The organism is Actinoplanes couchii (assembly GCF_016862075.1).
Classification (GTDB): Bacteria; Actinomycetota; Actinomycetes; order Mycobacteriales; family Micromonosporaceae; genus Actinoplanes; species Actinoplanes couchii.
This window is the reverse complement of record NZ_BOMG01000006.1, coordinates 49,610-75,566: the sequence shown is the minus strand read 5'-3', so window position 1 is coordinate 75,566 and position 25,957 is coordinate 49,610. Positions and strand designations below refer to the sequence as shown.

Annotated in this window: 21 protein-coding genes; 12 read left to right on the top strand and 9 right to left on the bottom strand. The window is 71.1% G+C overall.

Features of this window, described 5'->3' with window-relative positions; all coding sequences use genetic code 11:
* Window positions 1–20: 20 nt before the first annotated feature.
* Both dhaL and dhaK read right to left on the bottom strand, forming a co-directional pair.
* On the bottom strand, window positions 21–647 hold the full coding sequence (gene dhaL / locus Aco03nite_RS01420) for a dihydroxyacetone kinase subunit DhaL (RefSeq protein WP_203792712.1): 627 nt from the start codon (window positions 645–647) through the stop codon (window positions 21–23).
* A gap of 1 nt (window position 648) precedes the next feature.
* Window positions 649–1,647 carry a dihydroxyacetone kinase subunit DhaK gene (gene dhaK / locus Aco03nite_RS01415; protein ID WP_203792711.1) on the bottom strand — a complete coding sequence of 333 codons (999 nt, stop codon included), beginning with the start codon at window positions 1,645–1,647 and terminating at the stop codon, window positions 649–651.
* A 96-nt stretch (window positions 1,648–1,743) separates the two neighbouring features.
* Between dhaK and dhaM the strand changes: the two genes are divergently transcribed.
* The 6 genes from dhaM to Aco03nite_RS01385 all read left to right on the top strand — a co-directional run bounded on the left by dhaM (window position 1,744) and on the right by Aco03nite_RS01385 (window position 6,322).
* Window positions 1,744–2,121, top strand: a complete 378-nt coding sequence (gene dhaM / locus Aco03nite_RS01410; RefSeq protein ID WP_203792710.1) for a dihydroxyacetone kinase phosphoryl donor subunit DhaM — start codon at window positions 1,744–1,746, stop codon at window positions 2,119–2,121.
* Complete coding sequence (locus Aco03nite_RS01405) at window positions 2,105–2,365, top strand: HPr family phosphocarrier protein (RefSeq protein ID WP_203792709.1); 261 nt, start codon at window positions 2,105–2,107, stop codon at window positions 2,363–2,365. Before dhaM ends, Aco03nite_RS01405 begins: the two co-directional genes overlap by 17 nt.
* Window positions 2,366–2,497: 132 nt before the next feature.
* Complete coding sequence (locus Aco03nite_RS01400) at window positions 2,498–3,844, top strand: glycoside hydrolase family 10 protein (RefSeq protein ID WP_203792708.1); 1,347 nt, start codon at window positions 2,498–2,500, stop codon at window positions 3,842–3,844.
* 181 nt (window positions 3,845–4,025) lie between these two features.
* A complete protein-coding gene (locus tag Aco03nite_RS01395) occupies window positions 4,026–4,694 on the top strand; it encodes a hypothetical protein (RefSeq protein ID WP_203792707.1) in 669 nt (222 codons plus the stop codon).
* 9 nt (window positions 4,695–4,703) lie between these two features.
* Window positions 4,704–5,252, top strand: a complete 549-nt coding sequence (locus tag Aco03nite_RS01390) for a hypothetical protein (RefSeq protein WP_203792706.1) — start codon at window positions 4,704–4,706, stop codon at window positions 5,250–5,252.
* A complete protein-coding gene (locus tag Aco03nite_RS01385; protein WP_203792705.1) occupies window positions 5,234–6,322 on the top strand; it encodes a ComEC/Rec2 family competence protein in 1,089 nt (362 codons plus the stop codon). The genes Aco03nite_RS01390 and Aco03nite_RS01385 overlap by 19 nt, the downstream gene beginning before the upstream one ends.
* Here the strand turns inward: Aco03nite_RS01385 and Aco03nite_RS01380 are convergent.
* The gene (locus Aco03nite_RS01380; RefSeq protein ID WP_203792704.1) at window positions 6,304–7,179 is read right to left on the bottom strand and encodes a MaoC family dehydratase; all 876 of its coding nucleotides are present in this window, start codon (window positions 7,177–7,179) and stop codon (window positions 6,304–6,306) included. The two genes, Aco03nite_RS01385 and Aco03nite_RS01380, sit on opposite strands and share 19 nt — an antisense overlap.
* A 1-nt stretch (window position 7,180) precedes the next feature.
* Window positions 7,181–8,521, bottom strand: a complete 1,341-nt coding sequence (locus Aco03nite_RS01375) for a 3-oxoacyl-ACP reductase (protein ID WP_203792703.1) — start codon at window positions 8,519–8,521, stop codon at window positions 7,181–7,183.
* 69 nt (window positions 8,522–8,590) lie between these two features.
* Between Aco03nite_RS01375 and Aco03nite_RS01370 the strand changes: the two genes are divergently transcribed.
* On the top strand, window positions 8,591–9,868 hold the full coding sequence (locus Aco03nite_RS01370) for an acetyl-CoA C-acetyltransferase (RefSeq protein WP_203792702.1): 1,278 nt from the start codon (window positions 8,591–8,593) through the stop codon (window positions 9,866–9,868).
* Complete coding sequence (locus Aco03nite_RS01365; RefSeq protein ID WP_203792701.1) at window positions 9,869–10,795, top strand: hypothetical protein; 927 nt, start codon at window positions 9,869–9,871, stop codon at window positions 10,793–10,795.
* A gap of 43 nt (window positions 10,796–10,838) precedes the next feature.
* Here the strand turns inward: Aco03nite_RS01365 and Aco03nite_RS01360 are convergent, their stop codons facing one another.
* Window positions 10,839–11,258, bottom strand: coding sequence for a hypothetical protein (locus Aco03nite_RS01360; RefSeq protein ID WP_203792700.1), 420 nt, complete (start codon window positions 11,256–11,258; stop codon window positions 10,839–10,841).
* Between the two features lie 204 nt (window positions 11,259–11,462).
* Between Aco03nite_RS01360 and Aco03nite_RS01355 the strand changes: the two genes are divergently transcribed.
* The 3 genes from Aco03nite_RS01355 to Aco03nite_RS01345 all read left to right on the top strand — a co-directional run bounded on the left by Aco03nite_RS01355 (window position 11,463) and on the right by Aco03nite_RS01345 (window position 14,771).
* The gene (locus Aco03nite_RS01355) at window positions 11,463–12,674 is read left to right on the top strand and encodes an acyl-CoA dehydrogenase family protein (RefSeq protein ID WP_203792699.1); all 1,212 of its coding nucleotides are present in this window, start codon (window positions 11,463–11,465) and stop codon (window positions 12,672–12,674) included.
* Window positions 12,674–14,161: an AMP-binding protein gene (locus Aco03nite_RS01350; RefSeq protein WP_203792698.1), complete on the top strand. Its 1,488-nt coding sequence runs from the start codon at window positions 12,674–12,676 to the stop codon at window positions 14,159–14,161. The genes Aco03nite_RS01355 and Aco03nite_RS01350 overlap by 1 nt, the downstream gene beginning before the upstream one ends.
* A gap of 76 nt (window positions 14,162–14,237) precedes the next feature.
* Window positions 14,238–14,771 (top strand): DUF6879 family protein, encoded by a 534-nt coding sequence (locus tag Aco03nite_RS01345; protein ID WP_203792697.1) that lies wholly within the window; start codon window positions 14,238–14,240, stop codon window positions 14,769–14,771.
* On the opposite strand, the gene Aco03nite_RS01340 is transcribed toward Aco03nite_RS01345, so the two are convergent.
* Window positions 14,709–19,973 (bottom strand): DUF3320 domain-containing protein, encoded by a 5,265-nt coding sequence (locus Aco03nite_RS01340; protein WP_203792696.1) that lies wholly within the window; start codon window positions 19,971–19,973, stop codon window positions 14,709–14,711. The two genes, Aco03nite_RS01345 and Aco03nite_RS01340, sit on opposite strands and share 63 nt — an antisense overlap.
* 39 nt (window positions 19,974–20,012) lie before the next feature.
* Complete coding sequence (locus tag Aco03nite_RS01335; protein ID WP_203792695.1) at window positions 20,013–21,614, bottom strand: bifunctional NAD(P)/FAD-dependent oxidoreductase/class I SAM-dependent methyltransferase; 1,602 nt, start codon at window positions 21,612–21,614, stop codon at window positions 20,013–20,015.
* A 175-nt stretch (window positions 21,615–21,789) separates the two neighbouring features.
* On the opposite strand from Aco03nite_RS01335, the gene Aco03nite_RS01330 reads away from it, so the two are divergent.
* Window positions 21,790–22,368: a helix-turn-helix domain-containing protein gene (locus tag Aco03nite_RS01330; RefSeq protein ID WP_203792694.1), complete on the top strand. Its 579-nt coding sequence runs from the start codon at window positions 21,790–21,792 to the stop codon at window positions 22,366–22,368.
* 139 nt (window positions 22,369–22,507) lie between these two features.
* Here Aco03nite_RS01330 and Aco03nite_RS01325 read toward each other — a convergent pair whose 3' ends face one another.
* Both Aco03nite_RS01325 and Aco03nite_RS01320 read right to left on the bottom strand, forming a co-directional pair.
* Entirely contained in the window at window positions 22,508–23,449 is a 942-nt protein-coding gene (locus tag Aco03nite_RS01325) for a phosphoglycerate dehydrogenase (protein WP_203792693.1), read from the bottom strand.
* 836 nt (window positions 23,450–24,285) lie between these two features.
* Window positions 24,286–25,794 carry a glycosyltransferase family 39 protein gene (locus tag Aco03nite_RS01320; RefSeq protein WP_203792692.1) on the bottom strand — a complete coding sequence of 503 codons (1,509 nt, stop codon included), beginning with the start codon at window positions 25,792–25,794 and terminating at the stop codon, window positions 24,286–24,288.
* Window positions 25,795–25,957: the final 163 nt, after the last annotated feature.

The window sequence follows — 25,957 nt, the reverse complement described above, 5'->3', positions numbered from 1 at the left end:
CCTCCATCAATACACTGTGCTCAGGGTGCTGTCACGTCGGCCAGCGCCTGGAAGATCAGCCAGGTCGAGGTGGCCCCCGGGTCCTGGTGCCCGGCGCTGCGCTCGCCCAGGTAGGACGCCCGCCCCTTGCGCGCGGTCAGGGCCGTGGTGGCCCGGGCCCCGTCACCGGCCGCCCGGGCCGCGCCGGCCGCCGCCTCGGGCAGCCCGGCGCCGCCGATCACCGCCTCCTCGAACGCGGTCACCGCCGGGCCGAACGCGTCCACCAGGGTCTTGTCGCCGGGAGTGGCCCCGCCCAGCCGGGTGACCGCCTCCAGCGCCGCCCGCAACGCCGCGACCAGATCACCGAGGCCGGCCGACTCGCCCGGCGGCAGTGCCTTGCCGAACGCCCGGAAGGCGCTGCCGTAGAGCGGGCCGGACGCGCCGCCCACCTTCGCGATCAGGGTGCCGCCGACCTTGACGAACACCTCGCCCACGCCGGTGAACGCGGTGTCGTCCAGGACCGCGGCGACGGCGGTGAAGCCGCGCCGCATGTTGACGCCGTGGTCGCCGTCGCCGATCGCGGCGTCCAGTTTCGTCAGCTCGTCGGTGTCGGCGATCACCGCGCCGGCGGCGGCCCGCAGCCAGGCGGTGGCCAGGGCGACGTCCACGTCAGACGCCCCAGCGCAGGCCGGGCGTGTTCACCGGGGCGTCCCACAGGCGCAGCATCTCAGCCGTCACCCGGGTCAGCGTGATGGACAGGCCGGCCATGTCGAGGCTCGTCACGTAGTTGCCGACCAGGCGGCGGCTGATCTCGATGCCGCGCTCGGCGAGCACCGTGGCGACCTCGCCGTAGACCAGGTACAGCTCGATCAGCGGGGTCGCGCCGAGCCCGTTGACCAGCACGATCACCTGCTCGCCCGCGGCTGTCGGCTTGGCCTCGAGGATCGCGTCCAGAGCGGACCGGACCAGCTCCTTGGCCGGGCGGATCTTCTCCCGCCGGCGGCCCGGCTCGCCGTGGATGCCGACACCCGCCTCGATCTCGTCGTCCGGCAGGTCGAAACCCGGCCGGCCGGCGGCCGGGGTGGTGCTGGCGGTCAGCGCGTACGCGAAAGAAGCCGAAGCCGCGTTGACCTCGCGCCCGATCGCGGCGACCTCGGCCAGTTTGCCGCCCTCCTCGGCCAGCGCCCCGGCGATCTTCTCCACCAGCAGAGTGGCGCCGGTGCCGCGACGGCCCGCCGTCCACGTCGAGTCCTCCACCGCCACGTCGTCGTCGACCAGCACCGTCTCCACGGTGATCCCGTCGTCGGCGGCGAGCTCGGCGGCCATCCGGAAGTTCATCACGTCGCCGGTGTAGTTCTTCACCACGTGCACCACGCCCGCGCCGCCGTCGACCGCCTTGGTGGCGGCCACGATCTGGTCCGGCACCGGGGAGGTGAAGACCTCTCCCGGGCAGGCCGCGTCGAGCATCCCGGCGCCGACGAACCCGCCGTGCAGCGGCTCGTGCCCCGAACCACCGCCGGAGACCAGCGCCACCTTGCCCGGCCTGGGGGCGTCCGCCCTGGCCACATACTGTTCCACCGCGTCGACGCGCAGCTCCGGATGGGCGGCGGCGAGGCCGGCGAGCGCCTCGGCCACCACGTCGGCGGGATCGTTGACGAATTTCTTCACGACCGGCTCCTCCTCCTCGGGCCACGATGCCCCGCGTCCCAGCATCGTCGCGCACAGCGATTCGGCCAAGCCTTTCAGTGACTACGATCAGGATCCATGTCGTACGTGGGGATCGTCCTGGTGTCTCATAGCCCGTCACTGGCCTCGGGGCTGCGGGATCTTCTTGTCCAAGTCGCGGGTGACGACGTGCGGATCTTCCCGGCCGGTGGAACCGAGGACGGGTCGCTCGGCACCAGTTCCGACCTGATCATCGCCGCGATCGAACAGGCCGACACCGGGGCCGGGGTGGTGGTGCTCGCCGACCTGGGCAGCGCGGTGCTCACCGCTCGCGCCGTCCTGCCCCCTTCGGCGGTGCTGGTGGACGCGCCGTTCGTCGAGGGCGCGGTGGCTGCGGCGGTGCTCGCCTCCACCGGCGCCGACCTGGCCACGGTCGCCGAGGCGGCCCGGGAGGCCCGTGATGTCCCCAAGTTCTGAGGTGCCGGTCGTTCTTCCGGCAGCCCTGCACGCCCGCCCGGCCGGCGCGGTGGTCCGGGCCGCCGCGACGTTCACCGCCACCGTCGAGATCCGGTTCGGCGAGCGGTCCGCCCCGGCCCGCAGCGCCCTGCGCCTGATGTCCCTGAACGCTCCCGCCGGAGCCACGGTCACCGTGCACGCCGACGGTGCCGATGCCGCCGGCGCGGTGGCCGCGGTCACCGAAGTCCTCCGTACCGCGCAATAGGCCCGAAAGTTTCGGAGGGTCGCATGCTGGGATGATCACGGAACGTGGATTGAAGTTTCCGGAATGTATCGGTAGCGTTTCGATCGGCTTCGATGATGGTCGATGCCTCCAGATCCCCGACTGGAGTCCCCGATGCGACGATCCCACGCGATCCTCACCGTCCTGACGACCGGCGCCCTCACCGCCGGATCGTTCGCCGTCCTCTCCCCCAGCGCCGACGCCGCCACCACACTCGGCGCGGCCGCCGCCGGAAAGGGCCGCTACTTCGGCACCGCGGTGGCCGCCTACAAACTGTCCGACTCGGTCTACTCGACGATCCTCAACCGGGAATTCAACTCGGTGACGCCGGAGAACGAGATGAAGTGGGACGCCACCGAACCCACCCAGGGCACCTTCACCTTCACCTCGTCCGACACCATCGTGAACCGGGCCGTCTCGATCGGCGCGAAGGTCCGCGGGCACGCGCTGGCCTGGCACTCGCAGCAGCCGTCCTGGGCGCAGAACCTGAGCGGCACCGCCCTGCGCAACGCCATGGTCAACCACGTGACCCAGGTGGCCACCCACTTCAAGGGCAAGATCGACTCGTGGGACGTGGTGAACGAGGCCTTCGCCGACGGTTCCTCAGGCGCCCGCCGCGACTCCAACCTGCAGCGCACCGGCAACGACTGGATCGAGGTGGCGTTCCGCACCGCACGGGCCGCCGACCCGGCGGCCAAGCTCTGCTACAACGACTACAACACCGACGGCCAGAACGCGAAGAGCAACGCGGTGTACGCCATGGTCACCGACTTCAAGGCCCGAGGCGTCCCGATCGACTGCGTAGGTTTCCAGTCCCACTTCAACGCGGCTTCCCCCTTGCCGTCGGACTACCAGGCCAACCTGCAGCGCTTCGCCAACCTGGGGGTCGACGTCCAGATCACCGAACTGGACATCGAAGGCTCCGGCACCACCCAGGCGAACACCTACGCAGCCGCGACCAACGCGTGCCTGGCGGTGACCCGCTGCAACGGCATAACGGTGTGGGGAATCCGCGACACCGACTCGTGGCGGGCAAGCGGAACCCCGTTGCTGTTCGACGGAAACGGCAACCCGAAGGCGGCGTACACAGCAGTCCTGAACGCCCTGGGCGGAACGACGACGTCCCCGTCCACATCGCCGTCCCCGTCGACCAGCCAGCCGCCCGGCACAAAATCCTGCACCGCAACCGTCGCACTCAACACGTGGACCGGCGGTTTCGTGGCAACGGTGAAGGTGACCGCCGGTGCGACAGCCCTGACCGGCTGGACCGCAACGGTGACCCTCCCGGCCGGCGCGGCAGTCTCCAACACCTGGAACGCAACAGCAGCAGGTTCAACCGGAGCAGTCGCGTTCACGAACATCGCCTACAACGGCCCGGTGGCCCCCAGCGCCTCCACCGAGTTCGGCTTCCAGGGCACCGGCAGCGCCCCCGCCACCACAGCAACCTGCACCGCCCGCTGACCCGCCAGGCCGGCGAGCGGGCCACGGCACTCAGCTGCACCCGCTCGCCGGATCATCAGAGGCGGGCGTTTCCACCAAGGACTTAGGCCGCTCGGTCACCCATCACTACGACGTTCGGCGCCGTGCGAGTATGGCTTGTCGGATCGCCCACCCCGAGGCGAGCAACCACGAGAGGACCGGGATGGAACCGTTGGAGGCAGAGGTTGACGCCCTCACTCTCGTGTGCCTGGGGTCCTTCGCTCCCGGCGTGGTTCAGCCAGCCTGGCTTGCGCGCCATGATCTGATTCCGGCGGCTGAAGCGGATGCCACCGAACTCATTGTCGTGAGCAACGAATTCACCCAGTTCCGGACCGAGTGGTTCACGATCGAGGTGCTCCCTGAGCGCCTACAGGTGCATTCTGCACTTTCGGCATACTTCGCGCCCCTCGCGGATCTGGTCTCAGAGCTCCTTCGGGTCCTTCCCAGCGCGACCGTCGATGCGATCGGGATTAACCACCACGGTCATTTCAGGTTGCGTGACTCCGAGCAGTACAACCGTTTGGGGCATCGGCTGGCCCCGAAAACGATGTGGAACGACCTGGTCAAGCAGCCAGGGATGCGGAAGTTGGTCATCCAGGGCGAACGAACAGACGGGAACAAGGGCCACATACTATTGACTGTCGAGCCGTCACAAGCCGTTCAGAACGGGGTTTTCCTCCACTCGAACGATCATTACTCGATCCCGTCCGGAAACGAGCCGTCGGCAGAATTCGCCGCGGATCTGATCGCCGAGAACAGGCGGCAATCCCTGGAGAGATCCCAGGACTTCTTCCGGCGTGTCATCGAGTTCGCGCGCGAGGATCAACCGTAGGAGAAACCGATGACCGTCACCGAAAACGCGTCGTCCGACGAGTGGGCGATCCCCGGAACCACCGACGACACCTTCGCCGGCTCTCTACATCGCCCGATGAAGAGTATTTCTGAGCGCGGAACTCAAGGTTTTACCGAGACGTACTCGCAGACATCCAACGCATCGACGGATCTGCCCTCGCTCCAGCGAGCAGCGGTCCCGAAGTTCATCCGGCGATCGGGGCATCCTCGCCCGCACGGGCACTTCACCGCCCACGAATCCTGGGAAGGTGTGGTCGAGGAGATTTATGACACCTACTTCGTCGCCCAGGTCGTGAGCGACTCGAATCCGCACGCACCCGAATGCGCAGAAATATATCGCAGCGAGGTCTCCCCGTCCGACCAAGAACTCCTGCGGGTGGGCGGCGTCTTCTACTGGAGCATCGGTTACATCGATTCACCGAGCGGCCAACGAATTCGCTCATCGGTGATCAGATTCCGGCGGCTGCCTTCCTTGGCCCGAGTGCAACACGACCCCTGGATTGGTGCTGTCCGAGGCGTATGGCTCAAATCGTCCTGACTCCGCCGGAGGCGGATCACATCGAGATATCAGTTTTCGGCCCGGGATACGGAGAATGCATCGTCATTCATTTGGGCGGTGGCGACTGGCTCATCAACGACTCATGCGTGGATTCGACCGGGCGGCCCGTAGCGTTGAGCTATCTGCGAAAGCTGGGAGTCGATCCGGGACAGGTCAAGCTCGTGGTGGCCAGCCATTGGCACGACGATCACGTCCGCGGCCTGAGCAAGGTGGTCGCCGAATGCACCGATGCACGATTCATCTGCTCGGGGGCCTTGGGCAGTGAAATCTTTCTGCAGCTTGTCGCGGCAGCGGAACGCGACCCCACGTCGCTCCGATCGGGTGCCTCCGAGTTCAGGCGGATCATCACCATGATTAACGCCCGCGGTGGCGACTCGTTCCGCTTGGCCGGAGCGGATCAACTGATTTGGCAGAATGCGGTGACGAAGGTTCGGGTACACGCCCTGTCGCCCTCGGCCGCTTCACTCACCGCCTCGTACGCCGAAATCGCCAAGCTGGTCGATGAGGTCGCCACGAACCGGATACGCATCGCCGCGCACAGCCCGAACGCCTCCTCAGTCGTCGTCTGGGTTGACATCGCCGACACCCGGATCCTGCTCGGCGGGGATCTGGAAAACCATTCCGACTTCAGGCGGGGCTGGGAATCGATCATCCGGTCGGACACCAGGCCGCCAGGTCGTGCCGAGGTTTACAAGGTTGCCCACCATGGCTCACGGACCGCGCATAACGAAGCCATCTGGAGCGGGCTCCTCGACAGCGAGGTGGCCTCGGTGATCACTCCGTGGCGGCGAGGCGGAAATCATTTGCCGGATCCGGAAATCCTCAAGAACGTCATCGACCTGAGCGCCCGGACGAGTATCACCGCTCGGGAGATCCCTACCCAGATGAAACGATCGAGACTGGTGACGGAGGAGGTCTCGAAGGCCACTCGATCCATGCGAAGGCTCGAAGCCGGCACCGGCCAGGTCCAACTCAGGAAGGCAATCCACGGAGATTGCTGGACAATGTGTTCGACCTCCGACGCGGAGACCTACAACCGACCCGGATGACCATTTCCACCCCACGGCAGCTCGACGATCGTACCGGCGAGGTGGGGGTGTTTCGAGGTCAGGGCGAAGCCCTCTGCGGTGCTTTTGAACCACACCATTGCCGGCAGTGGGATCGGCTTCTTGAAGGCCACATCCACCGTGTACGCGTCGGGTAGACGGCCCTCCAACGCTGCCAGGCAGCGGGCCTTGGACCACATGCCGTGGGCTATCGGGTGGGGGAAACCGAAGGCTCGGGCGCCCAGGCGAGACGTGTGGATCGGGTTGCGGTCGCTGGAAATCGCGGCGTAGTCGGGGCCCACCCGGGCCGGGATTCGCCACCGGCTTCCGGTCGGGGCGAAAGGCCGGGCGAGTGGCGGGGCCGGGGCAGGGGAACCGGCGGGTGGGCCCAACCGCAGGTAGGTGGAGATGCCCCGCCACACTTCCTCGCCGGCGATCGTCGCGGTGGTGGTCACGTCGAACTGGCGGCCCCGGGCATGGTCTCGTAGGCCGGAAGCCCGGACCGTCAGGTCGAGGCGGTCGGTTGCGGTGAGGAGCCGGTGAACGGTGATCCGGTTCGCCACGTGGACCAGGCCGATCAGCGGCAGCGGGAAACCCGGGTCGGTCATCAGGCGCATGGCCAGCGGGAAGGCCAGGACCTGCGGATACGTTGCGGGCAGCTGGTCGGAGAGGCGGAAACCACAGATGCGGTCGTACGCCGCCAGATGCGCCCGGTCCACCACCACACCCCGGTGCAGTATCTCGACGTCCGGCAGCGTCCCGGAGCCGGCCGGGCGGAAGCCGGGGATCAGGCCCAGGGCCGCCCTGGCGTACGCCACGGTGATGCCCGGGCCGTCGCCGACCTCGACCGTCGCCACCATCTCAGGCCCCCAGCAGGCTCTGGCCGCAGACCCGGACCACGTTGCCGCTGATCGTCGCCGAACCGGGGGACGCGAACCAGGCGATCGTCTCGGCCACGTCGATCGGCAGGCCGCCCTGGGACATGCTGTTCAGGCGGCGGCCGGCCTCGCGCAGGCCCAGCGGCATCCGCGCGGTCATCGCCGTCTCGATGAAACCGGGGGCCACCGCGTTGATGGTGATGTCCCGGTCCGCGAGCAGCGGGGCGTACGACCGGACCAGCCCGATCACGCCGGCTTTGCTGGTGGCGTAGTTGGTCTGGCCCCGGTTCCCGGCGATGCCGGCGATCGACGCGACACCGACGATGCGGCCGCCGGCGGGGATCAGGTCGCGTTCCAGCAGCAGTTCGTTGACCCGTTCGGGGGCGGTCAGGTTGACGCCGAGCACCGAATCCCACCGGTCGGCGGACATCCGGGCGATGGTCTTGTCCCGGGTGATCCCGGCGTTGTGGACGACGATGTCGACACCGCCGTGCGGTCCGGCGGCCAGGTAACCGGCCAGCCGTTTCGGCGCGTCGTCGCTGGTCAGGTCGAGTTGCAGGGCCCGGCCGCGGGTCTCGTTGGCGACGTCGGCGAGCGCGTCGCCGGCGGCCGGCACGTCCAGCGCGATCACTTCGGCGCCGTCGCGGGCCAGCACCCGGGCGATGGCCGCGCCGATGCCCCGGGCGGCGCCGGTGACCAGGGCGAGCTTGCCGTCCAGGGGCCGCTCCCAGTCGGCCGGGGCCGGGGCGTCACCGGCGGCGACCCGGATGACCTGGCCGGACACGTAGGCGGACCGGCCGCTGAGCAGGAACCGCAGCGTCGACTCGACGGCCGTCTCGCCGCCGGGCGCCACGTAGACCAGCTGGGCGGTGACCCCGCGGCCGAACTCCTTGCCGATGCTGCGGGTCAGCCCTTCCAGGCTCCGCTGCGCGGTCGCCTCCTGCGGCGATGCGGTGGTCTCCGGAGGCGTGCCGAGCACGATCACCCGGCCCGAGGAGATCAGCCCCCGCGCGTACGGGTGGAAGAAGTCGTACAGGGCCCGGAGCTGTGTGGAGTCGACGATGCCGGTGGCGTCCAGAACGAGCGCCCCCACCCGTACACCATCGGGAAGTTGATCTGTGGTGGTCACCCCCGCCGCGGCGAGCAGCTTGCCGACCGGCTCGGCCAGGCGACCGCCGGGAACCGCGTCGAGCAGCACCGGGGCCGTGGTCAGCGGATCGCCGGTGGTGTGCCGGCGCAGCCGGGGCGGATCAGGCAGCCCGAGGCGCTTGACCATGGTCCGGCCGAGACCGGAGTTGGCGAAGTTCGCGTACCTGTCAGCCATGCGAGTAGCCTACCGGCGAGTAACTCGTCGCTGTGGACCCCATCGCTGTCGAACCCGTGGAGGACAGTCGTGCCGAACGTGCGCCGTGTGGCCGTGCTGGGCGGGAACCGGATCCCGTTCGCCCGCTCTAACAGCCGCTACGCCGAGGCGTCGAACCAGGACATGCTGACCGCCGCGCTGGACGGTCTGATCGCCCGGTTCGGGCTGGCCGGTGAACGGCTCGGTGAGGTCGCCGCCGGTGCGGTGCTCAAACACTCCCGCGACTTCAACCTGACCCGCGAGGTCGTTCTCGGCTCCCGGCTCGACCCGCGCACCCCCGCCTACGACGTCCAGCAGGCGTGCGGCACCGGCCTGGAAGCCGCCATCCTGGTCGCCGACAAGATCGCGCTCGGCCGGATCGAGGTAGGTGTGGCCGGTGGTGTGGACACCACCTCGGACGCCCCGCTGCAGCTCAACGAGGAAATGCGGCGTGCCCTGCTGGAGCTGAACCGGGCCCGGTCGCTGGGGGCCCGGCTCAAGGCGGTCGCCAGGCTGCGCCCGCAGCACGCGCTCAAGCCGGAGCTGCCCCGCAACTCCGAGCCCCGTACCGGCCTGTCGATGGGCGAGCACGCGGCGATCACCGCCCTGCGCTGGAACATCAGCCGCGACGACCAGGACTCACTCGCCCTCACGTCACATCAACGGCTTGCGGCGGCGTACGACAGCGGCTTCTTCGATGATCTTCTGACCCCCTATCTGGGGCTGACCCGCGACCAGAATCTGCGCGCCGACACCAGTCTGGAGAAACTTTCGAGCCTGAAGACGGTGTACGGGTCGGAGAACGCCACTATGACGGCAGGCAACTCCACACCGCTGACCGACGGCGCCGCCACGGTCCTGCTGGCTTCGGAGGAGTGGGCGGCGGAGCGGTCGCTGCCGGTGCTGGCCTATCTGGCGGACTCGGAGACCGCGGCGGTCGACTACGTGCACGGCGACGAGGGGCTGCTGATGGCTCCGGCGTACGCGGTGCCCCGCCTGCTGGCCCGCAACAACCTGAGTTTGCAGGACTTCGACTACTACGAGATCCACGAGGCCTTCGCGTCCCAGGTCCTGGCCACCCTGGCAGCATGGGAGTCCCCGGAGTTCTGCAAGGACAAGCTGGGCCTGGACGCCCCGCTGGGTTCCATCGACCGCTCGAAGCTGAACGTCAACGGCTCGTCCTTGGCCGCGGGCCACCCCTTCGCCGCGACGGGCGGCCGCATCGTGGCGTCCCTGGCCAAGCAGCTCTCCACGAGGGGCTCAGGCCGAGGCCTGATCAGCATCTGCGCAGCCGGCGGCCAGGGAGTCGTAGCAATCCTGGAGCGCTGAGTGCCGATCGCGACGCACCACGTGTGGCGGCCGTCCGCGGGGGATCCACTGCCGAAGGGCAAGCCGCTGTGGTGGACCGCCGGGCCGGCCGGCGAACTCGCGGTCCTGTTCGTTCGCCGGAGGTTCCTGACCCACACCCCCTACCTCGCGGGCTGGATCGGGTGGGGACCGCGAGTTCCCTTCGACGCGGTCCTGATGGTACGGGATGCCGACGGGTCGGTGCGATGCCTGCCGATCGAACAGATCACGATGCGTCCCGGTCAGATCGGGCTTCTGCCGGGCGGCCGGCTCCTGATCGTGAACGGTCGCTCCACCGAGGACGAGAACGCGGCATGGACGCCGAACGCCGCCGTGTACTCGCCTGAGGGAAAGCTGGCGGATTCCTTCTGCGTAGGCGATGACATCGACGTGCTGGTGACCGATTCCGCCGGGTCGCTCTGGGTCGCCTACGGGGACGAGGGCATCTACGGCGGGCATCCGGAGTCGGCGGCGGGTCTGGCCGGCTGGGATGAACGAGGGCGCCACATCTGGTCGCCGGCCGGACGTCTTCCTCAATGGCCGCTGGCCGGGTGTGCGGCCGCCACCGAGGACGACCAGGTCTGGCTGGCGTGGTATTCGAGTTCTGCCGAGGGCGACACGTTCCTGTCCCGGATCACGCCGCGGACGGGTGCGGTGACGACCTGGCCGAGTCCGGTCCGGGCGCCTGACGGGCTGGCCGTGTGCGGGGACCGGGCGGTTCTGACCCGCCGTGTGCACGGTGAACGGTTCACCGAGGTCACCCGCGCCCGGTTGGTGCAGGGGACCTGGACTGTCACGGAGCAGGAGCGGGTCCGGGTGCCGGGGCGGGTCGTGCTGCGGTGTGGCCAGGGCCGTGAGGGCCGGCTGTGGCTTCGCGCGGGCCGGACGTGGCTTCTGGTCGAGGCCTGAGGCCGGGACGGCCGGCGCCGGATCGGCGCCGGCCGTGGGTGGGCTATTCGGTCAGGACCACCTTGAAGCCGAGATACGTGGTGCCCTCGGCCGTGTAGGTCGCCACGCCGGTGCTGCCCTCCTTGTAGGAGACGGCCGCGTTGGCCTGGGCCGAGTCGCCCGCAACGGCGGAGCCGAACGGGATGACCGCCAAGGCGCTGTTCGGGACGCCGATGCTGCCGAGTTCCGGCGTGGTGCGGGTCTGACCGACCGGATACTCGTCGCTCTTCCAGTTGGCCGTGTACCACTTCAGGTCCTTGCCCAGGTACTGGACCTTGAAGCTGAAGACGTAGCCGCCGGCGTTGACCACCGAGATCTTCTGGACCACCTGCGGGTCACCGGGGCCAGCGGTGGCCGCGGCGGCCGGCAGGAGGGCGGAGAACATCAGGGCCGCGGTGCCGAAGACACCCGCGCGCCGTGTCATGCCGAACTTCTTCATGAGAATCCCCCGTCATAGATATGGCACTAACGGGACAAATGCTATTAATACCCCAGGGCCCCGCGCTGCCGGTAGACCCCCGATGTCACTCCGGAGATGAACCCGAACCCATCGATGACTGTTGTCAGACCCCGCACCCGGTCGGTAGGTTACCGGCGAGTTAACCTGCTGGCGGAAAGGGCTGCCGACGTGGAGTTCTGGCTCGATCTCAATGAGGAGCAGCGCGAGCTGCGGGACTGGGTGCACGGCTTCGCCGAGTCGGTGATCCGGCCCGCCGCGCCAGAATGGGACGAGCGGGAGGAGACTCCGTGGCCGATCCTGCAGGAAGCCGCCAAGATCGGTCTGTACGGGTTCGAGTTCCTCGCCAACACCTGGTCGGACACGAGCGGGCTGAGCCTGCCGATCGTGAACGAGGAGTTGTTCTGGGGTGACGGCGGGATCGGGATGGCGATCTCCGGCACATCGCTGGCGGTGGCGTCGATCTACGGTTCGGGCACGCCGGAGCAGATGGTCGAGTGGATCCCGCAGTGTTTCGGCGATCCGGCCGATCCGAAGGTGGGCGCGTTCTGCAGCACCGAGCCGGAGGCCGGGTCCGATGTGGCGTCGATGCGGACCCGGGCGGTCTACCACGAGGCCACCGACGAGTGGGTGCTGAGCGGGCAGAAGGCGTACGCCACCAACGGCGGTATCGCGAACATCCACGTGGTGACGGCCAGTGTGGATCCGTCGCTGGGTTCGCGCGGGCAGGCGGCGTTCGTGGTGCCGCCGGGCACCGCGGGGCTGGCCGCGACGCGGAAGCTGAAGAAGCTCGGCTTGCGGGCGTCGCACACCGCGGACGTGTTCCTGGACGACGTACGGCTGCCGGGCAGTTGTCTTCTGGGTGGTAAAGAGGCCCTGGACAAGCGCCTGGCCCGGGCCCGGGAGGGGCACCGCCGGTCCGGGCAGGCGGCGATGCGGACCTTCGAGCTGTCCCGTCCGGCGGTGGGCGCGCAGGCGCTGGGTATCGCGCGGGCGGCGTACGAGTACGCCCTGGAGTACGCGAAGAACCGGGTCCAGTTCGGCCGCCCGATCGTGGAGAACCAGGCGGTGGCGTTCGCGCTGGCCGACATGCGGATGGAGATCGACGCGGCCCGGCTGCTGGTGTGGCGGGCGGCGTGGATGGGCCGTAACGACAAGCCGTTCACCGCCGGCGAGGGTTCGATGTCGAAGCTGAAGGCCGGTGAGGTGGCGGTGGCGGTCACCGAGAAGGCGGTCCAGATCCTGGGCGGCGCCGGTTATCTGCGTGAGCACCCGGTCGAGCGGATGTTCCGGGACGCCAAGATCTACACCATTTTCGAGGGTACGTCGGAGATCCAGCGTCTCGTCATCGCCCGCGCCGTCTCCGGTGTGCAGATCCGCTGATGGGAGCCCTGTTCATCGCCGCCACGATGGCCCGGCGCGGTCTGCTGACGCCGGGGAATCCGGTGCGGATCGTGCGGCAGTTCGGCGCGCTGGGCCGCTGGGGTTTCGGCCTGGCCGGTGAGCTGCGGCAGGCCGCCGCCCGCAGCCCGGAACGGATCGCGGTGATCGACGACGAGCGCGAGGTGACGTACGCGCAGCTGCTGAGGAACGCCGAAGCCGTCGACGTGCGAGCCGGCGACCGGGTCGGCCTGCTCTGCCGCAACTCGGCCGCGATGATCGAGGCACTGGTCGGGGTGACGTCCCGGGGCGCCGACCCGGTGCTGATCAATACCGGTCTGTCGGCGCATCAGCTGGAGCAGGTGTGCGAGGAGCAGAACCTGGCGGCGTTGATCCACGACGACGAGTTCGCCGAACGAGTGCCCGGCGGCATCACGACAAAAGTCGAAATGTCCGGAGGACCCGGAAGGCCGCCCACCAGGCCCGGTCGGACCATCGTGCTGACCTCCGGCACCACCGGCGTGCCGAAAGGCGCCCGCCGCCCCACCCCCGGCGGATTCAGCCCCCTCTGTTCGGTGATCGACAGGATCCCCCTGCACGCCGGCGACCGCATCATGATCGCCGCGCCCCTCTTCCACACCTGGGGTTTCGCCGGCCTGCAGATAGCTCTCGCGCTGCGGGCGACGATCGTCCTGCAACGCCGCTTCGACCCGGCCGAGGCGGCGAAAGCCCTCGAAAAGCATCGGGTGGACGCCCTGATAGCCGTCCCGGTGATGCTGCAGAACCTGCTGGACCACCCGCCCGGTCGCAAGCTGAGAGTCGCCGCGGTCAGCGGCTCGGCGTTGCCCGGCGGCCTGGCCACCCGTTTCATGGACAGTTACGGCGACTGCCTGTACAACCTCTACGGCTCCACCGAGGCGTCCTGGGTCTCCATCGCCACCCCCGCCGACCTGAGGGACTCCCCCACCACCGCGGGCCGCCCGCCGCACGGCACCCGGGTCGAGATCCTCGACGATCAGAATAAGCCAGTCCCGCAGGGCGAGGTCGGCCGGATCTTCGTCACCAACGAGATGCTGTTCGAGGGCTACACCGGGCAGAACCAAAGATCAAAAACTGACGGCCTGCTCGGTACGGGGGACCTGGGTCACGTGGACACCCACGGCCGGCTCTACGTCGACGGACGGGCCGACGACATGATCGTCTCCGGCGGCGAGAACGTCTTCCCCGCCGAGGTGGAGGACCTGCTGGCCGGATTGCCGCAGGTCCGCGAGGTGGCGGTGATCGGCGTGCCGGACGACGACTGGGGCCAGCGGCTGGCCGCCTACCTGGTGCTCCGCGACGGCGAGACACTGTCCGAGGACGTGGTCCGCGAGCACGTGCGCCGTCACCGGGCCCGGTTCTGCGTACCGCGGGACGTGGTGTTCCTGACCGGATTGCCGCGCAACGCCACCGGAAAAGTCCTGGCCCGGGACCTGCCGCGCAACGCCTGAACGGGAGTTTTCCTCGGACTGCGTGATCGCCGCCGCGGAGTGGACCATTCGCATCGGCTGTGGTCAAGGTGTGGTCATGCGGTTACTGCGTGGTAAGGCGTTCGACGGGTTGTTCCGGGCGTTCGAGCGGACCGCGTTCCATCTGGAGGTGCGCGACTTCTACGACGCCCCGGACGAGGCGGAGCCGTTCCGCCGGTTCCGGGACGGCGAACCGGACGACTTCGGCTGGCAGCGGCCCTGGCTGGACCTGGTGCGGGAGGTGACCGACACGGGCCGCAGCGTGCGGCGGCTGCGGGTGGTGCCGGTGCCGCACCTGGACTACACGCGGTGGCTGCTGAACATCTCCGGCAACAACGTGGACGCCGGTGAGGACATCCGCTGGCTGCCCCGGCCCGCGACGGCCGGGCTGGCGGTCGGCACCGACGACTTCTGGCTGTTCGACGAACGGCGGGTGATGTTCACCCTGTTCGATCCGGACGGCTCGTTCGCCGGCGGCGCGGTCACCGAGGACCCGGAGATCGTCCGGCACTGCGCGCGGTCGCTGACGTCACTGTGGGCGGCCGGCATCCCCCACGCCGACTACGTCCAGGACTCCCGGGCGCCGGGGTAGCGACGTCGGGTCGGGCAGGTCGAGCAGGTCGTCCTCGGGCGCCGCGATCAGCCCGTTCGGATGGGCGATCAGCCGGCCGGCCGACACCAGGTCGTCGAGCATCGCGGCGAGCCGGGCCGGGGCGGTGCGGCTGCCGTTCCAGCCGAACAGCCGCCCGGCCGCGGCCAGCAGGTCGTCGCCTTCGACCAGGCCCGCGTCGAGGACCAGGTACTCCAGGGCGAGCTGCAGTTCGGCGTCGCTGATCTGGTCGGGTTTGCGGTTCACCCCGTCGCCGGGCACCCGGACGGCCGGGATCGGCGCGTCCGGGGCGGTGACGAACATGCTGTCGAAACCGGCCCGGGACTCGGTGATGGCCGTGTCGATGGCCGCCCGGATCTGCGGGGTGAGCCGGTTGATGCCCCACGCCTCGCGGATCCGCCGGGTCAGGGTGGCCACGTGCACCGGGCCCTCCACCTCGGCGACCCGCTCGATCACCTGGATCAGGATCCGGCGGGCCGGGTCGTCGTCCAGCCGGCCGGTGACCAGCGGTTCGATCCGGGCCTTCGCGTACGGCAGCGCCCATTCCGGCCGTTGCGCCGGGCGGCTGGCAAGCGTCTCGCCGGGCAGGTCGGCGAAGACGTCCGGGGCGGCCAGGGCGTTCTGCACGGCCACCCGCAGCCGGTTCTGCTCGGCTTCCCGGTCGGTGTACCAGGCGACGCTCCACACCCGGTGCAGCTGCCAGCCGAGCGAGTGCAGCACCTGGTCGTGCAGCCGGTCCCGGTCCCGGGCGGACGCCGCGGTCAGGCGGCCGGGGCCGTCGCCGCGGATGCCGAGCAGCAGGGTGCCGGACTGCCGGATCCCGATGCCGATCGGCAGGTGCTCGGCGGTGTAGCCCCAGCCGGTGAGGATCTCGTGGATCGACTCCTCCAGGGCGCTGGGCCGGTGCGGGGTGTCGACCGGGCCGCCCCGGGCCGCGTACTCCAGGTAGTCGGCCAGGCGCCGTTCGCCCTCGCCGTCGGGTTCGGCATGGTCGGTGACGCTGATCGAGGACACCACCTCGATCTTCTGCCGGGCCCGGGTGATCGCCACGTCCAGCCGCCGGGCCCCGGTCGGGCCGCCGGCCGCGCCCAGGTCGGCGCCGGTGGACAGGATGATCACGTCGCGTTCGTCGCCCTGGGCCGCGTCGGCGCCCTCGACCACGAAGTCGCCGAGGAAACCCTCCAGGTCGGGGCGCCCGGCCAGGGCGGTCTCGACGGCGGTGGCGATCTCGTCGGCGTGCGCGGCGGTCAGCGTGACGACGGCCAGCGACAGCGACGGCCGGTGGGTGAGGTGGTGCAGCACCCGGGAGGCGACCAGGCCGGCCTCCTCCCGGGGCGCCGCCGGGTGCAGCTCCACGCCGAGGTCCGGGCCGGTGGCGTGCGCGCTCGGGAAGGTGAGCAGCCGGTCCTGGTAGAACGCCCGGCCGGCGAACCCGATCAGGCTCTCGTGCCGGCTGCGGTAGTGGTTGGTCAGCGCCAGCCTGGTGAACGCGCCGCAGTCGTTCGCCACCACCAGCACCGACGGCTGGTCGCCGGCCGGTGGCAGCTGGGCGTCGTCGCCGACGATCACCAGCGAGGTGCCCCGGTAGGCGCAGGCGGCCGCGGCGGCCGGGGTCATCCGGGACGCCTCGTCGATCACCACGACGTCGAAGACGGCCTGCTCCGGCAGCAGCCGGCTGACCTCGGCGGGCGGCATGAACAGGCAGGGTTTCAGGGCGGCCACGGTGTCCCAGGCGGCGGCCAGCTGATCCCGTACCGGCAGATGTCCGTCGGTCTTGTGCCCTTCGGCCCGGATCAGGGCCGCCTCGCCGGTGTCGCCGGCGATCGGGCGCCGCGAGTTGAGGGCCTCGACCACCGTGCCGGCCGCGTCCTGCAGCAGGTCGGCGTCCAGCGTGCGGAACTCGGCGAGCAGCTCGTCCCGGCCGGCCGCGGCCAGTGGTAGCAGACGCTCGTCGGTCTCCAGGATCGTGTCGATCCAGGCCCGGCAGGCGGCTCGTTCCAGCACGTCACCGAGCAGGGTCACGTCCATCGCGTGGTCGGCGTACCAGTCGACGACGGTGTCCAGGCCGTACTCGGTGAGTTCCCCGCGGGCGGTCAGGTAGTCGAACCACTCGCGCTGCCCGGACTCGTCCTCGGCCAGGTCGCGCAGCAGGTCACGGGCAGTCTCGTAGCGGTCCAGGGCGGTCGCCAGGCGCACCTGCCGGGCCGGGCCGAACGCGTCGATGACCCGCTGCCGGGCCTCCTGCCAGCCTTCGATCGCCGCGGACATGTCCGGCGCCGGATGGCCCTCGGTCATCGCCTGCGCCTGCTCGGCGGTCAGCGCGGCGTCCACCCCGCTGCGCAGCGTGCGGGCGTGCGCGGTCCACTCGATCGCGTCCTCCAGGGCCCGCGGATCGGTGTCCTTGCCGGTGAAGACCGGGCCCAGGACGCTGTCGTACGTGGGAGCCGCGCTCTCGTAGGCCTGTTCGGCGTCGATCGCGTCCCGCCGTACCTCGATCACCCCGGCCGCCTCGGCGGTGTTCAGGTCCCGCCCGATGGCGTCGCCGAGCTGGCGCAGCGCGGTGGCGGCGTCCCGCAGCGGCCCGAGCTGGGCGCGCATCCAGTCGATGGCGTGCTGGATCGCGCCGTGGCCGAGTTCCGGCCGGCCGGCCGGGTCGGGTTCCGGGCGCAGCGTGGACCGCCAGTGCCGGAAGACGTCCCGGGACTCGACGACCATCCGGTGCAGCTCGTCGTCGGGGTGGACGCCGCAGACGTACTCGACGACCGGCCCGAGCGCTTCCGGCGGGGTCACCCGCAGCACCTCGGTGGCGGTGTGCAGGGCCCGGCCGATCGCCGGGAAGTCGGTGCCGAGCCGCTGCCAGTAGTGGCCGAGCAGTCCGGCGTGCTGGCGTTCGGCGGTGATCAGGCCCTCGTGGGCGAGCCGCCAGGCGACCGCGAGCTGGAGTTCGGCGATCGCGTCGTCGACGGTGACACCGGGCTGGATCAGGGTGGCCACCACCTCCTTGTCCCGGCGGTGCGGCGCGAGCAGTTTGCGGGCGCCGCGGTGCACGTGGACGAAGCGGTCGGCCAGGTCCTCGACGGGTTCGGTGAGCACCGCGGCGGTGAAGATCTCCACCGCCGCGGTCCGCGCGGTGTTGACCGCCTCCACGTGCAGGCGCAGGGTTCCGGCGGCGGCGTGCACCGCGGACTGGGCGCCCGGCGCGAACCAGGCCCGTTCCGGTTTGTCGTCCCGGGCGCCGAGTTCGGCGACCATGGTGACCAGCTCGACGTCCGAGAAGGTGATCACATCGGGCAGGCCGAGCAGGGTGGTGACCTGGTCCAGGTTGCGCTGCTGGCGTTCCAGCTCGTCGGCGTCGGCGGCGAACCGGCCGGCCAGTGACTTGGCGTCCGCGGCGGTCAGCGGGCCGAGCTGCACGGCCGGCGGGTCCAGGCGTGGCGCCTCCGGCAGCGTGTCCAGGTCCATCGGCGCGGCCAGCACCTCCCACGGCACCCCGGCGCGGGTGCGGACCGCGTCGGCGGCCCGGCGGCTCACCTCCAGGCGCTGCGCCAGCTCCTCGGCGGCCTGCCGGACCGGGCGCAGACTGGCCGCGGTCAGCCACTGGCCGTCGACTCCCGGCGGGCGCTGCGACGCGTGCTCGGCGATCTCGGCGAGCTGGGCGGCGTCGGCCGGCAGCCGCAGGTGGAACCCGGCCGCCACCGGCACGTGGTCGGCGCTCGCCTCGGCCAGGATCTCCAGGGCCAGCGACGCCTCGGTGAGGATGTCGCCCAGCGGCTCGCGTTCGGCGACCTCCCGCCACCGGAAGCCGCTGCGTTCGGTGGCCGGGCGCCACGCGTGTTCCAGGCGGGCGGCGGCGTCCCGGATGCGGTCCAGGGCGTCCGCGGTCAAGGCGTCGGGCGGGAAGGCCGCGGCCGGCGCCTCTGGCGTCGAGGCCAGACGGGAGAACCGGCCGATGACGTCGTGCAGGCTGCGGGCCAGCGGTTCCCGCGGTTCGTTCATCGCCTTGGCGTACGCGTTGAGCTGCGCCCGGCGTTCCCGCAGCAGTTCCCGGGCGTCCGCGTCGAGTCCGGTCGCCGGCAGCGGGACCGCGTCCAGGGCGGCGGCCAGCGCGGCGGCCACCTGTTTGCGGGAGGCGCGGGCCCCGTGCAGGTCCAGCAGGTAGTTCCCGAGCCCGGCCGAGGCCAGCCGGCGCTGCACGGTGTCCAGGGCGGACGCCTTCTCCGAGACGAACAGCACCCGTTTCCCGGCGTGGGTGAGCGCCCCGATCATGTTGGCGACGGTCTGCGACTTGCCGGTGCCGGGCGGCCCGTCGACGACGAAGCTGTGCCCCGCCCGGGCGGCCGCCACACAGGCCCGCTGGGCGGCGTCGGCGTCCAGCACCAGCGGCACGTCGTCGGGTGACGCCAGCTCGTCGATCTCGTCCGGGCCGATCGGGGTGAACGCGAAGGTCCCGGCGGTGCCGTCGGCCTGGGCCAGGGCCCGGACCACCGGGTGTGCGGCGATCCTGTCCTCGTTGTCGGCCAGGTCGCGCCGGGTCGCCTCGGCCGCCGGGTCGAACCGGGCCAGCACCGCGGTCGGCGCCACCCGCCAGCCGGCGTGGCCGCGGACCGCCGTCTCGAACCGGGCGGTCAGGTCGGCGATGTCGAGGGTGGCCAGGTCACCCGGCTCGGGCAGGACCACCCCGTGCGCGCGCAGCCGGGCGGCGAGCGCCGGGTTGACCATCGGATCGCCGGAGCCGGCCCGCAGCCGGGGCGGATCGCCCGGGCCGAGGGCCACCAGCTCCACCGGGATCAGCAGCAGCGGGCTGGAGATCTCCATCCAGTGCAGCAAACCCACCGCCAGGTAGAGTACGTCCACGCCCCGGTCGGACTGCTCCTGCTGGGCGTGCCGGCGCATCCGCCGCAGCAGCGGCTGGAGCACCCCGTCCGGCAGGTCGGTGCGCAGCACCCGGCCCCGGCCGCCGCGGCCGTTGGCGCCGCTGAGCGTGCAGTCCCGGCCGTGGCGCAGCGCCTCCAGGACACCGGCCGGGTCCGGGGCGACGATCTCCACCAGGTCGGCGCCGCCCCGGGGCAGGTTGATGAGTCGGTTGGCGCCGCCGGGTTCGACGATCCCGTCGCGCCAGGCCGTCAGCGTCGCCCGGACGTCGTCGCCCGGGCCGCCGTGTCCTTCAGCATCATCCGGCCGCATAACCCCATTCCAGCAACCGGAAGGCACCAACGTTGCCGTTTACCCTTTTTTAGGTCCCGTCCGGCGTGCTACCAGCACCGCGTCGTGCATGGTGATCTCGTTGCCCTCCGGGTCCCTCCCGGGACGGGGACGGGCCTCGGCGGTGACGATCTCCCACTGTCCCGGGGTCAGCAGACCGGCGATCTCCTCCGGGGTGAACAGCATGTCCGGGAAGTGCATCCGGCCCACAAAACCGGCCAGATCCCTCGGGTGGTGACCGGCCACCAGCAGGATGCCGCCGGGCGCCACCGCCCCGGCCAGACGGGTGTACAGCTCGCGGCGGGCGTCCGGGGGCAGGTGCATGAACTGGGCGCTGACCAGGTCGTACTCCGCAATCGGCTGGTCCTGCTCCGACCGGAGGTCGGTGTGCCGGAACGTGATCCGGTCACCGACGCCGGCCTCCTGCGCGTGCCCGGCCGCCCGGCCCAGCGCCACCGTCGAGATGTCCACCGCCGTCACCTGCCAGCCCTGCCGGGCCAGCCAGACCGCGTCGGCGCCCTCACCGCAGCCGACGTCCAGCGCCCGCCCGGTGTCCAGCCCGGTCGCCTCGGTCACCAGCACCGGGTTCGGGCGGCCGCTCCAGATCGCGTCCTTGCCCCGGTACCGGTCCTCCCAGGCGTTCTCCTCGAACATCGTCGCGATCCGGTCCCGGTAACCGGCCACCGCCACCCGGGTGTCCTCGGCGATCAGATCCATGTTGATCGCGGCGCCCGCGGTCTGCCCGGCGGCCATCGCCACCCCCACCGTCGCGCCCAGGTTCGTCACGTTCCCGGCCACCCAGACACCCGGCACCGAGGTCGCGCCCATCTCGTCCGCCGGGATCCGGCTGCCCAGGCTGATCCCGTGCATCTCGAACTCAGCCGCCTTCAGACCCAGCGACTCGGCGAACCCGGACCGCGCGGCGAACCGGGGCCCGACCACGATCGCGTCCAGGCCGACCACATGACCACCGGCCAGGCGAACCCCGGTCAGCCTGTCGTCGCCGGTCTCCAGCGCCTCGATCACCCCCGGCACCACCGGGATGCCCCGCGCCGCCAACTCCTCGGCCTTCTCCCCGGCCGGCTCGGCCGACCCGTTGAGCAGCAGCATCACCCGGTCGCTGAGCTGCCGCCACATCTGCGCCTGGTGCACACTCATCGGCCCCGACACGATCACGCCGATGCGCTGGTCGCGCAGTTCCCAACCGTGGCAGTACGGGCAGTGCGCCACGTCCCGGCCCCAGCGGTCGGCCAGCCCCGGCACCTGCGGCAACTCGTCCACCAGCCCGGTCGTCACCAGCAGCCGGCGGCCCCGGACCACCCGGCCGCCCTCCAGGGTGACCCGGAAGCCGTCCTCGTCCTTGACCGCGCTCTCGGCCCGCGCCGGCTCGAACCGCGCGCCGTACCCCTCGACCTCGGCCCGGCCCGCCGCCAGCAGCTCCCCCGGTGGCACGCCGTCGCGGCCGAGCACGTTGTGCATGTGCCCGGCCGGCGCGTTCCGCGGCTCGCCGCTGTCCACCACCAGCACCGACCGCCGGGACCGGGCCAGGGCCAGGGCCCCGCTGAGCCCTGCCGCCCCACCACCGATGACGACGACGTCGTAGTCCTGTTCCTCCACGGCCATGCCCCTCTCCGTCTCACGCCCCACCGCGCACGCTTCTCGCTGCCCGGCGGTCTGCGTCCCACCGTGCTCGCCTTGTTGCCGGTGGTCTGCGCGCCACCGTGCTTTGCCTTGGTGCCCGGTGGTCTGCGTCCTACCGTGCCCCGGCCTGAACGATCCGGCAAGTAAACTTGCTGTTATGGCAAAAGACCTGGAGACCGCGCTCGCCGCCGTCGGCCCCCGGCTCCGCGAACTGCGCCGCCAGCGGGACATCACCCTCACCCAGCTGTCCGAGAGCACCGGAGTCTCGGTGAGCACCCTGTCCCGCCTCGAGTCCGGCGCCCGCAAACCCACCCTGGAGCTGCTGCTGCCGCTGGCCGAGGCGTACCAGGTCTCCCTCGACGACCTGGTGGACGCCCCCGACACCGGCGACCCGAGAGTCCGGGCCCGCCCGATCGAACGGGGCGGCCACACGTTCGTCCCACTGAGCCGCCGCCCCGGCGGCCCACAGGCCTTCAAACAGATCCTGCCGCCCGGATCCCCCGGGTGCGACCAGGAACAGAAGACCCACGAGGGGTACGAGTGGATCTACGTGCTGGCTGGCCGGGTCCGGCTCCTGCTCGGTGACCACGACCTGATGCTGACCCCCGGGGAGGCCGCCGAGTTCGACACCCGGATCCCGCACGCCATCCTGAACCCCGACCCGGTCCCCGCCGAGCTGCTGAACATCTTCGGTCCACAGGGCGAGCGGGTCCACGTCCGGGCCCGCCCGTCCTAACGCCTTCTCGTGTCTTCCGGAACAGGCCTCGACCCCGCGGTCGACCACGTTGCACAGCCGGGCCCCGCTTCGGAACGGACCTTGGCTCAGCGATCGACCACGTTGCACGGCCGGGCCTCGGTTCGGAACGGACCTTGGCTCAGCGATCGACCACGTTGCGCAGCGGGGCTCCGGTCACGTAGGCGGCCAGGTTCGCGGTCAGCAGGTCCGAGGCGCCCTCGGGCCGCCCACCGGCCGCATGCGGCGTGATGATCACACCGGGTTCGTCCCAGAGCGGCGAGGACGACGGCAGCGGCTCGGTCTCGAAGACGTCCAGGGCCGCCCCCGCCAGGTCACCCGCCCGGATCGCGGCCAGCAGAGCGGCCTCGTCCACGGTACTGCCCCGGCCGACGTTGACCAGCCAGGCGTGCGCGGGCAGCCGCCCCAGCACGGTGGCGTCCACGATCCCGGCGGTCGCCGCGGTAGCAGGCAGGATGTTGATCAGCACGTCCGTGGCCGGAAGCAGCTCCGGCAGATCAGATTCGGTCACCACCGGGAACCCGTGCCGGGTGCCGCCCGTCCGGGCCACCCCGGTGACGTCAGCGCCGAGCGCCGCCAGCAGCGGCGCCAGCCGGGCCGCGATGCCGCCGAAGCCCCAGATGACCACGTTCGCGTCGGCGAGGGTCCGGAAGGATCCGGTGGGCCGGACCGGCTGGATCCCACCCAGCTCCCCCGCCCAGCGCCGGCCGATCTGAGCCCGGACCAGCAGGTTGAGCCGCCGGGCGGCGGCCAGAACCAGCCCGAGGGTGTGCTCGGCAACGGTCCGATCGTGCAGCCCCAGCCCAGCGGTGACCACCACACCCTCACCGAACCCGGCCTGCAACACCACATCCGGCCCGGCCGCAAGCGTCTGCACCCACCGCACCCCGGTCAGCCGCCGAGCCGCGTCCCGCAGGTTGTCGGAGGTGTTCCCCCAGACCACGAGCACCTCAGCATCCGTGTGCTCGTCCGGGATCGCGTGCTGGACGTCGTAGACGGCGGTCACCACCCCGGCGGGCAGTTCCGGTTCCAGCGCGATGGTGTCAGGCAGCAGAACTTTCATGGTCACCACCCTGCCACTCCGCCCACACCGAACGGAGGCGGCCGCAGCCACAGCGGGCGGGCGGTCACGACGGCGGGCGGCGGGCGGCGGGCAGCGGGCAGCGGGCAGCGGGCGACGGTGGGGATCCAGCTCGCCCACCACATCGCGGCCCGGTGTAGGTCTCGGCCGCTCTCCCACGCCCGGACGGCTGTTGGTCTCGGCCCCACATCCACCGCACGGCCAGCGGCTGGTTGCGGCCCCACATCCACGGCACGACCAGCGGCTGGTTGCGGCCCCAAATCCATGGCACGACCAGCGGCTGGTTGCGGTCTCTCATCCACCGCACGGCGAGCGGCTGGTTGCGCTGGGATGCCATGGCCGGGCGGACGGCTGGTCGCGGCCCCATATCCACCGCGCGGGCGGCGGTTGGTCAAGCTGGGATGCCATGGCGGGGTGGGGTGGTGCCGGGTGTAGTCGACGCCGGGCGGGGTGGGCCCGGATCGGGGATCATGCCGGTGCCGGGTCGTGCGCCACGCCGCCGGGCCGGCTCTGGCCGGCGCCAGACCGGAAACCTCGACTCGGACGGTCACCCGGCACCGGCAGTAACCGCAGCACCGGGCTCACCTCGCGCGGCGCCGGCAACAACCAGGCGCCACCCACCCCGCCATGGCATCCCCCGCCACCAACGGCCGGCCCGGATCAAGGAGATCCCACCGGGACCAGCCGCCCACCCTGCCAGCAACACACCAAACCAGGAGATCCCACCGGGACCAGCCGCCCACCCGGCCGGCGACACACCGGACCGGGTGCGCTCGCCGGGACCGGCCGCCGACCCGGTGCCCCGGCCGGCCGGCTGGTCAGGGGTTGCGTTCGTAGAGGGCGATGGTCGCCCGCTTCTCGTGCCAGACGCCGGAACGGTGGTAGTCGGTGGTCAGGAGGGGGCGTAGGTCGGGGCGCGCCGCCAGTGGATCAGCGCGGCGGTCGCCCACCACCAGCCAGATGCGCGGTGCGAACGCCACCTGGGCTGCCGCGTCGGTGTGTTCGGTGGCGATCAACCAGCCGGTTTGTGCGGATGGCACCCGGACCAGCGGGTCGGCGGGGGCGGTGGGGGACGCGAAGCCGGAGTCCGGGTCGCGGAGGTAGTAGTCCATGCCGGCGCGGATCGAGCGGTTCCGGGCCGGGTAGACGATCACGTCGCCGGGGACCGCGCGGGCGGTGATGACGGCGGCGACCGAGCGGTAGTCGGGGCCGGTCTTCGCGGTGGGGCCCCGGACGGTTCGCTGGGCCGGGATCGCCACCGCGCCGAGCAGCAGCAGGACGGTCACCACCCGCAGCACCGTGTACCGGGGCCATCCGGCGCGGCCGCCGGTGAGGGCCACCGCGGCCAGCATCGCCAGCGGGGCCAGGACCACCAGCAGGTAGCGGGCCACCCACATCGGGGAGAACAGGGCCGACACGACGGCCAGGACGGCGAGCGGGCCGATCGCGAACAGGGCGATCGGGGCGAGGCGGCGCAGTGGGCGCCAGGACACCAGGACGACCATGCCGATCAGGAACCAGACGACCTCGCGGGAGCCGGCGATCGAACCGGGCATGCCGTACAGGCGGCCCAGGGTGAGCGGTTCCACCCAGTGCAGCTGGGTGTCCTGCTGGTGCAGGCCGAGCCAGGCGATCGGCAGCAGCGGGACCAGTGCGGCGGCGACGGTGCCGGCCCAGGCGGCGAGCCGGTCGCGGCGGTGCAGGACGACGAACGCGGCGTGGGCGAGCAGCGTGGTCAGCGCGACGAGGTGGAACAGGCCGGTGAACAGGATGCTCAACCCGTACCAGAACCAGGGGGTCTTGGGTTTGACCAGCAGCAACAGGGCGAGAACCGCGAAGAAGCAGGCGAACGCGTAGGGCCGGGCCTCGGCCGCGTACCGCGACATGTTCGGGATCATGCACAGGATCAGGCCGGTGACCAGGCCGGTCATCGGGGTGAACAGGCGGCGGCCGAGTTCCGCGGCGGCGGCGACGGCACCGGCCATCGCGACGATCGACGGCAGCCGCAGGGCGATCTCGGAGGTGCCGGCGAGCGCCGTCCACCAGTGCAGCAGCAGGTAGTAGAAGCCGAAGACGGCGTCCAGGTTCGGGATCAGCTCGAGGATCTGCGGCACCGAGCGGGACGCGACCTCGGCGGAGGTGACCTCGTCCCAGCTGAGGGTGGGCCGGCCGGCGTGCAGGAGGCCGACGCCGAGCATCAGGGCCCCGGTCAGCCCGGCGGGCAGGATCCGCAGCAGGCGGTGGGCGGTCCGGGACCGGGGCGGGCCGGCCGCCACCACCGGCGGACCGCCGGCCACCGGCCTCGTCGTCGTCTGCGTCTCGCTCAACCCGGCACCCCCTCGACTGGTCAGGTACACGCCTACCAGCGCCGCGCGGATCATTTCGGCGGCCGATTGAGCCGCGGGACACGCCACGGGTCAACGGTGCAGGGGATCCGCGCTCCGGGGCGATCGAGCGCCGGGTGATGGCACGATCACGCGAGGTGGTCCC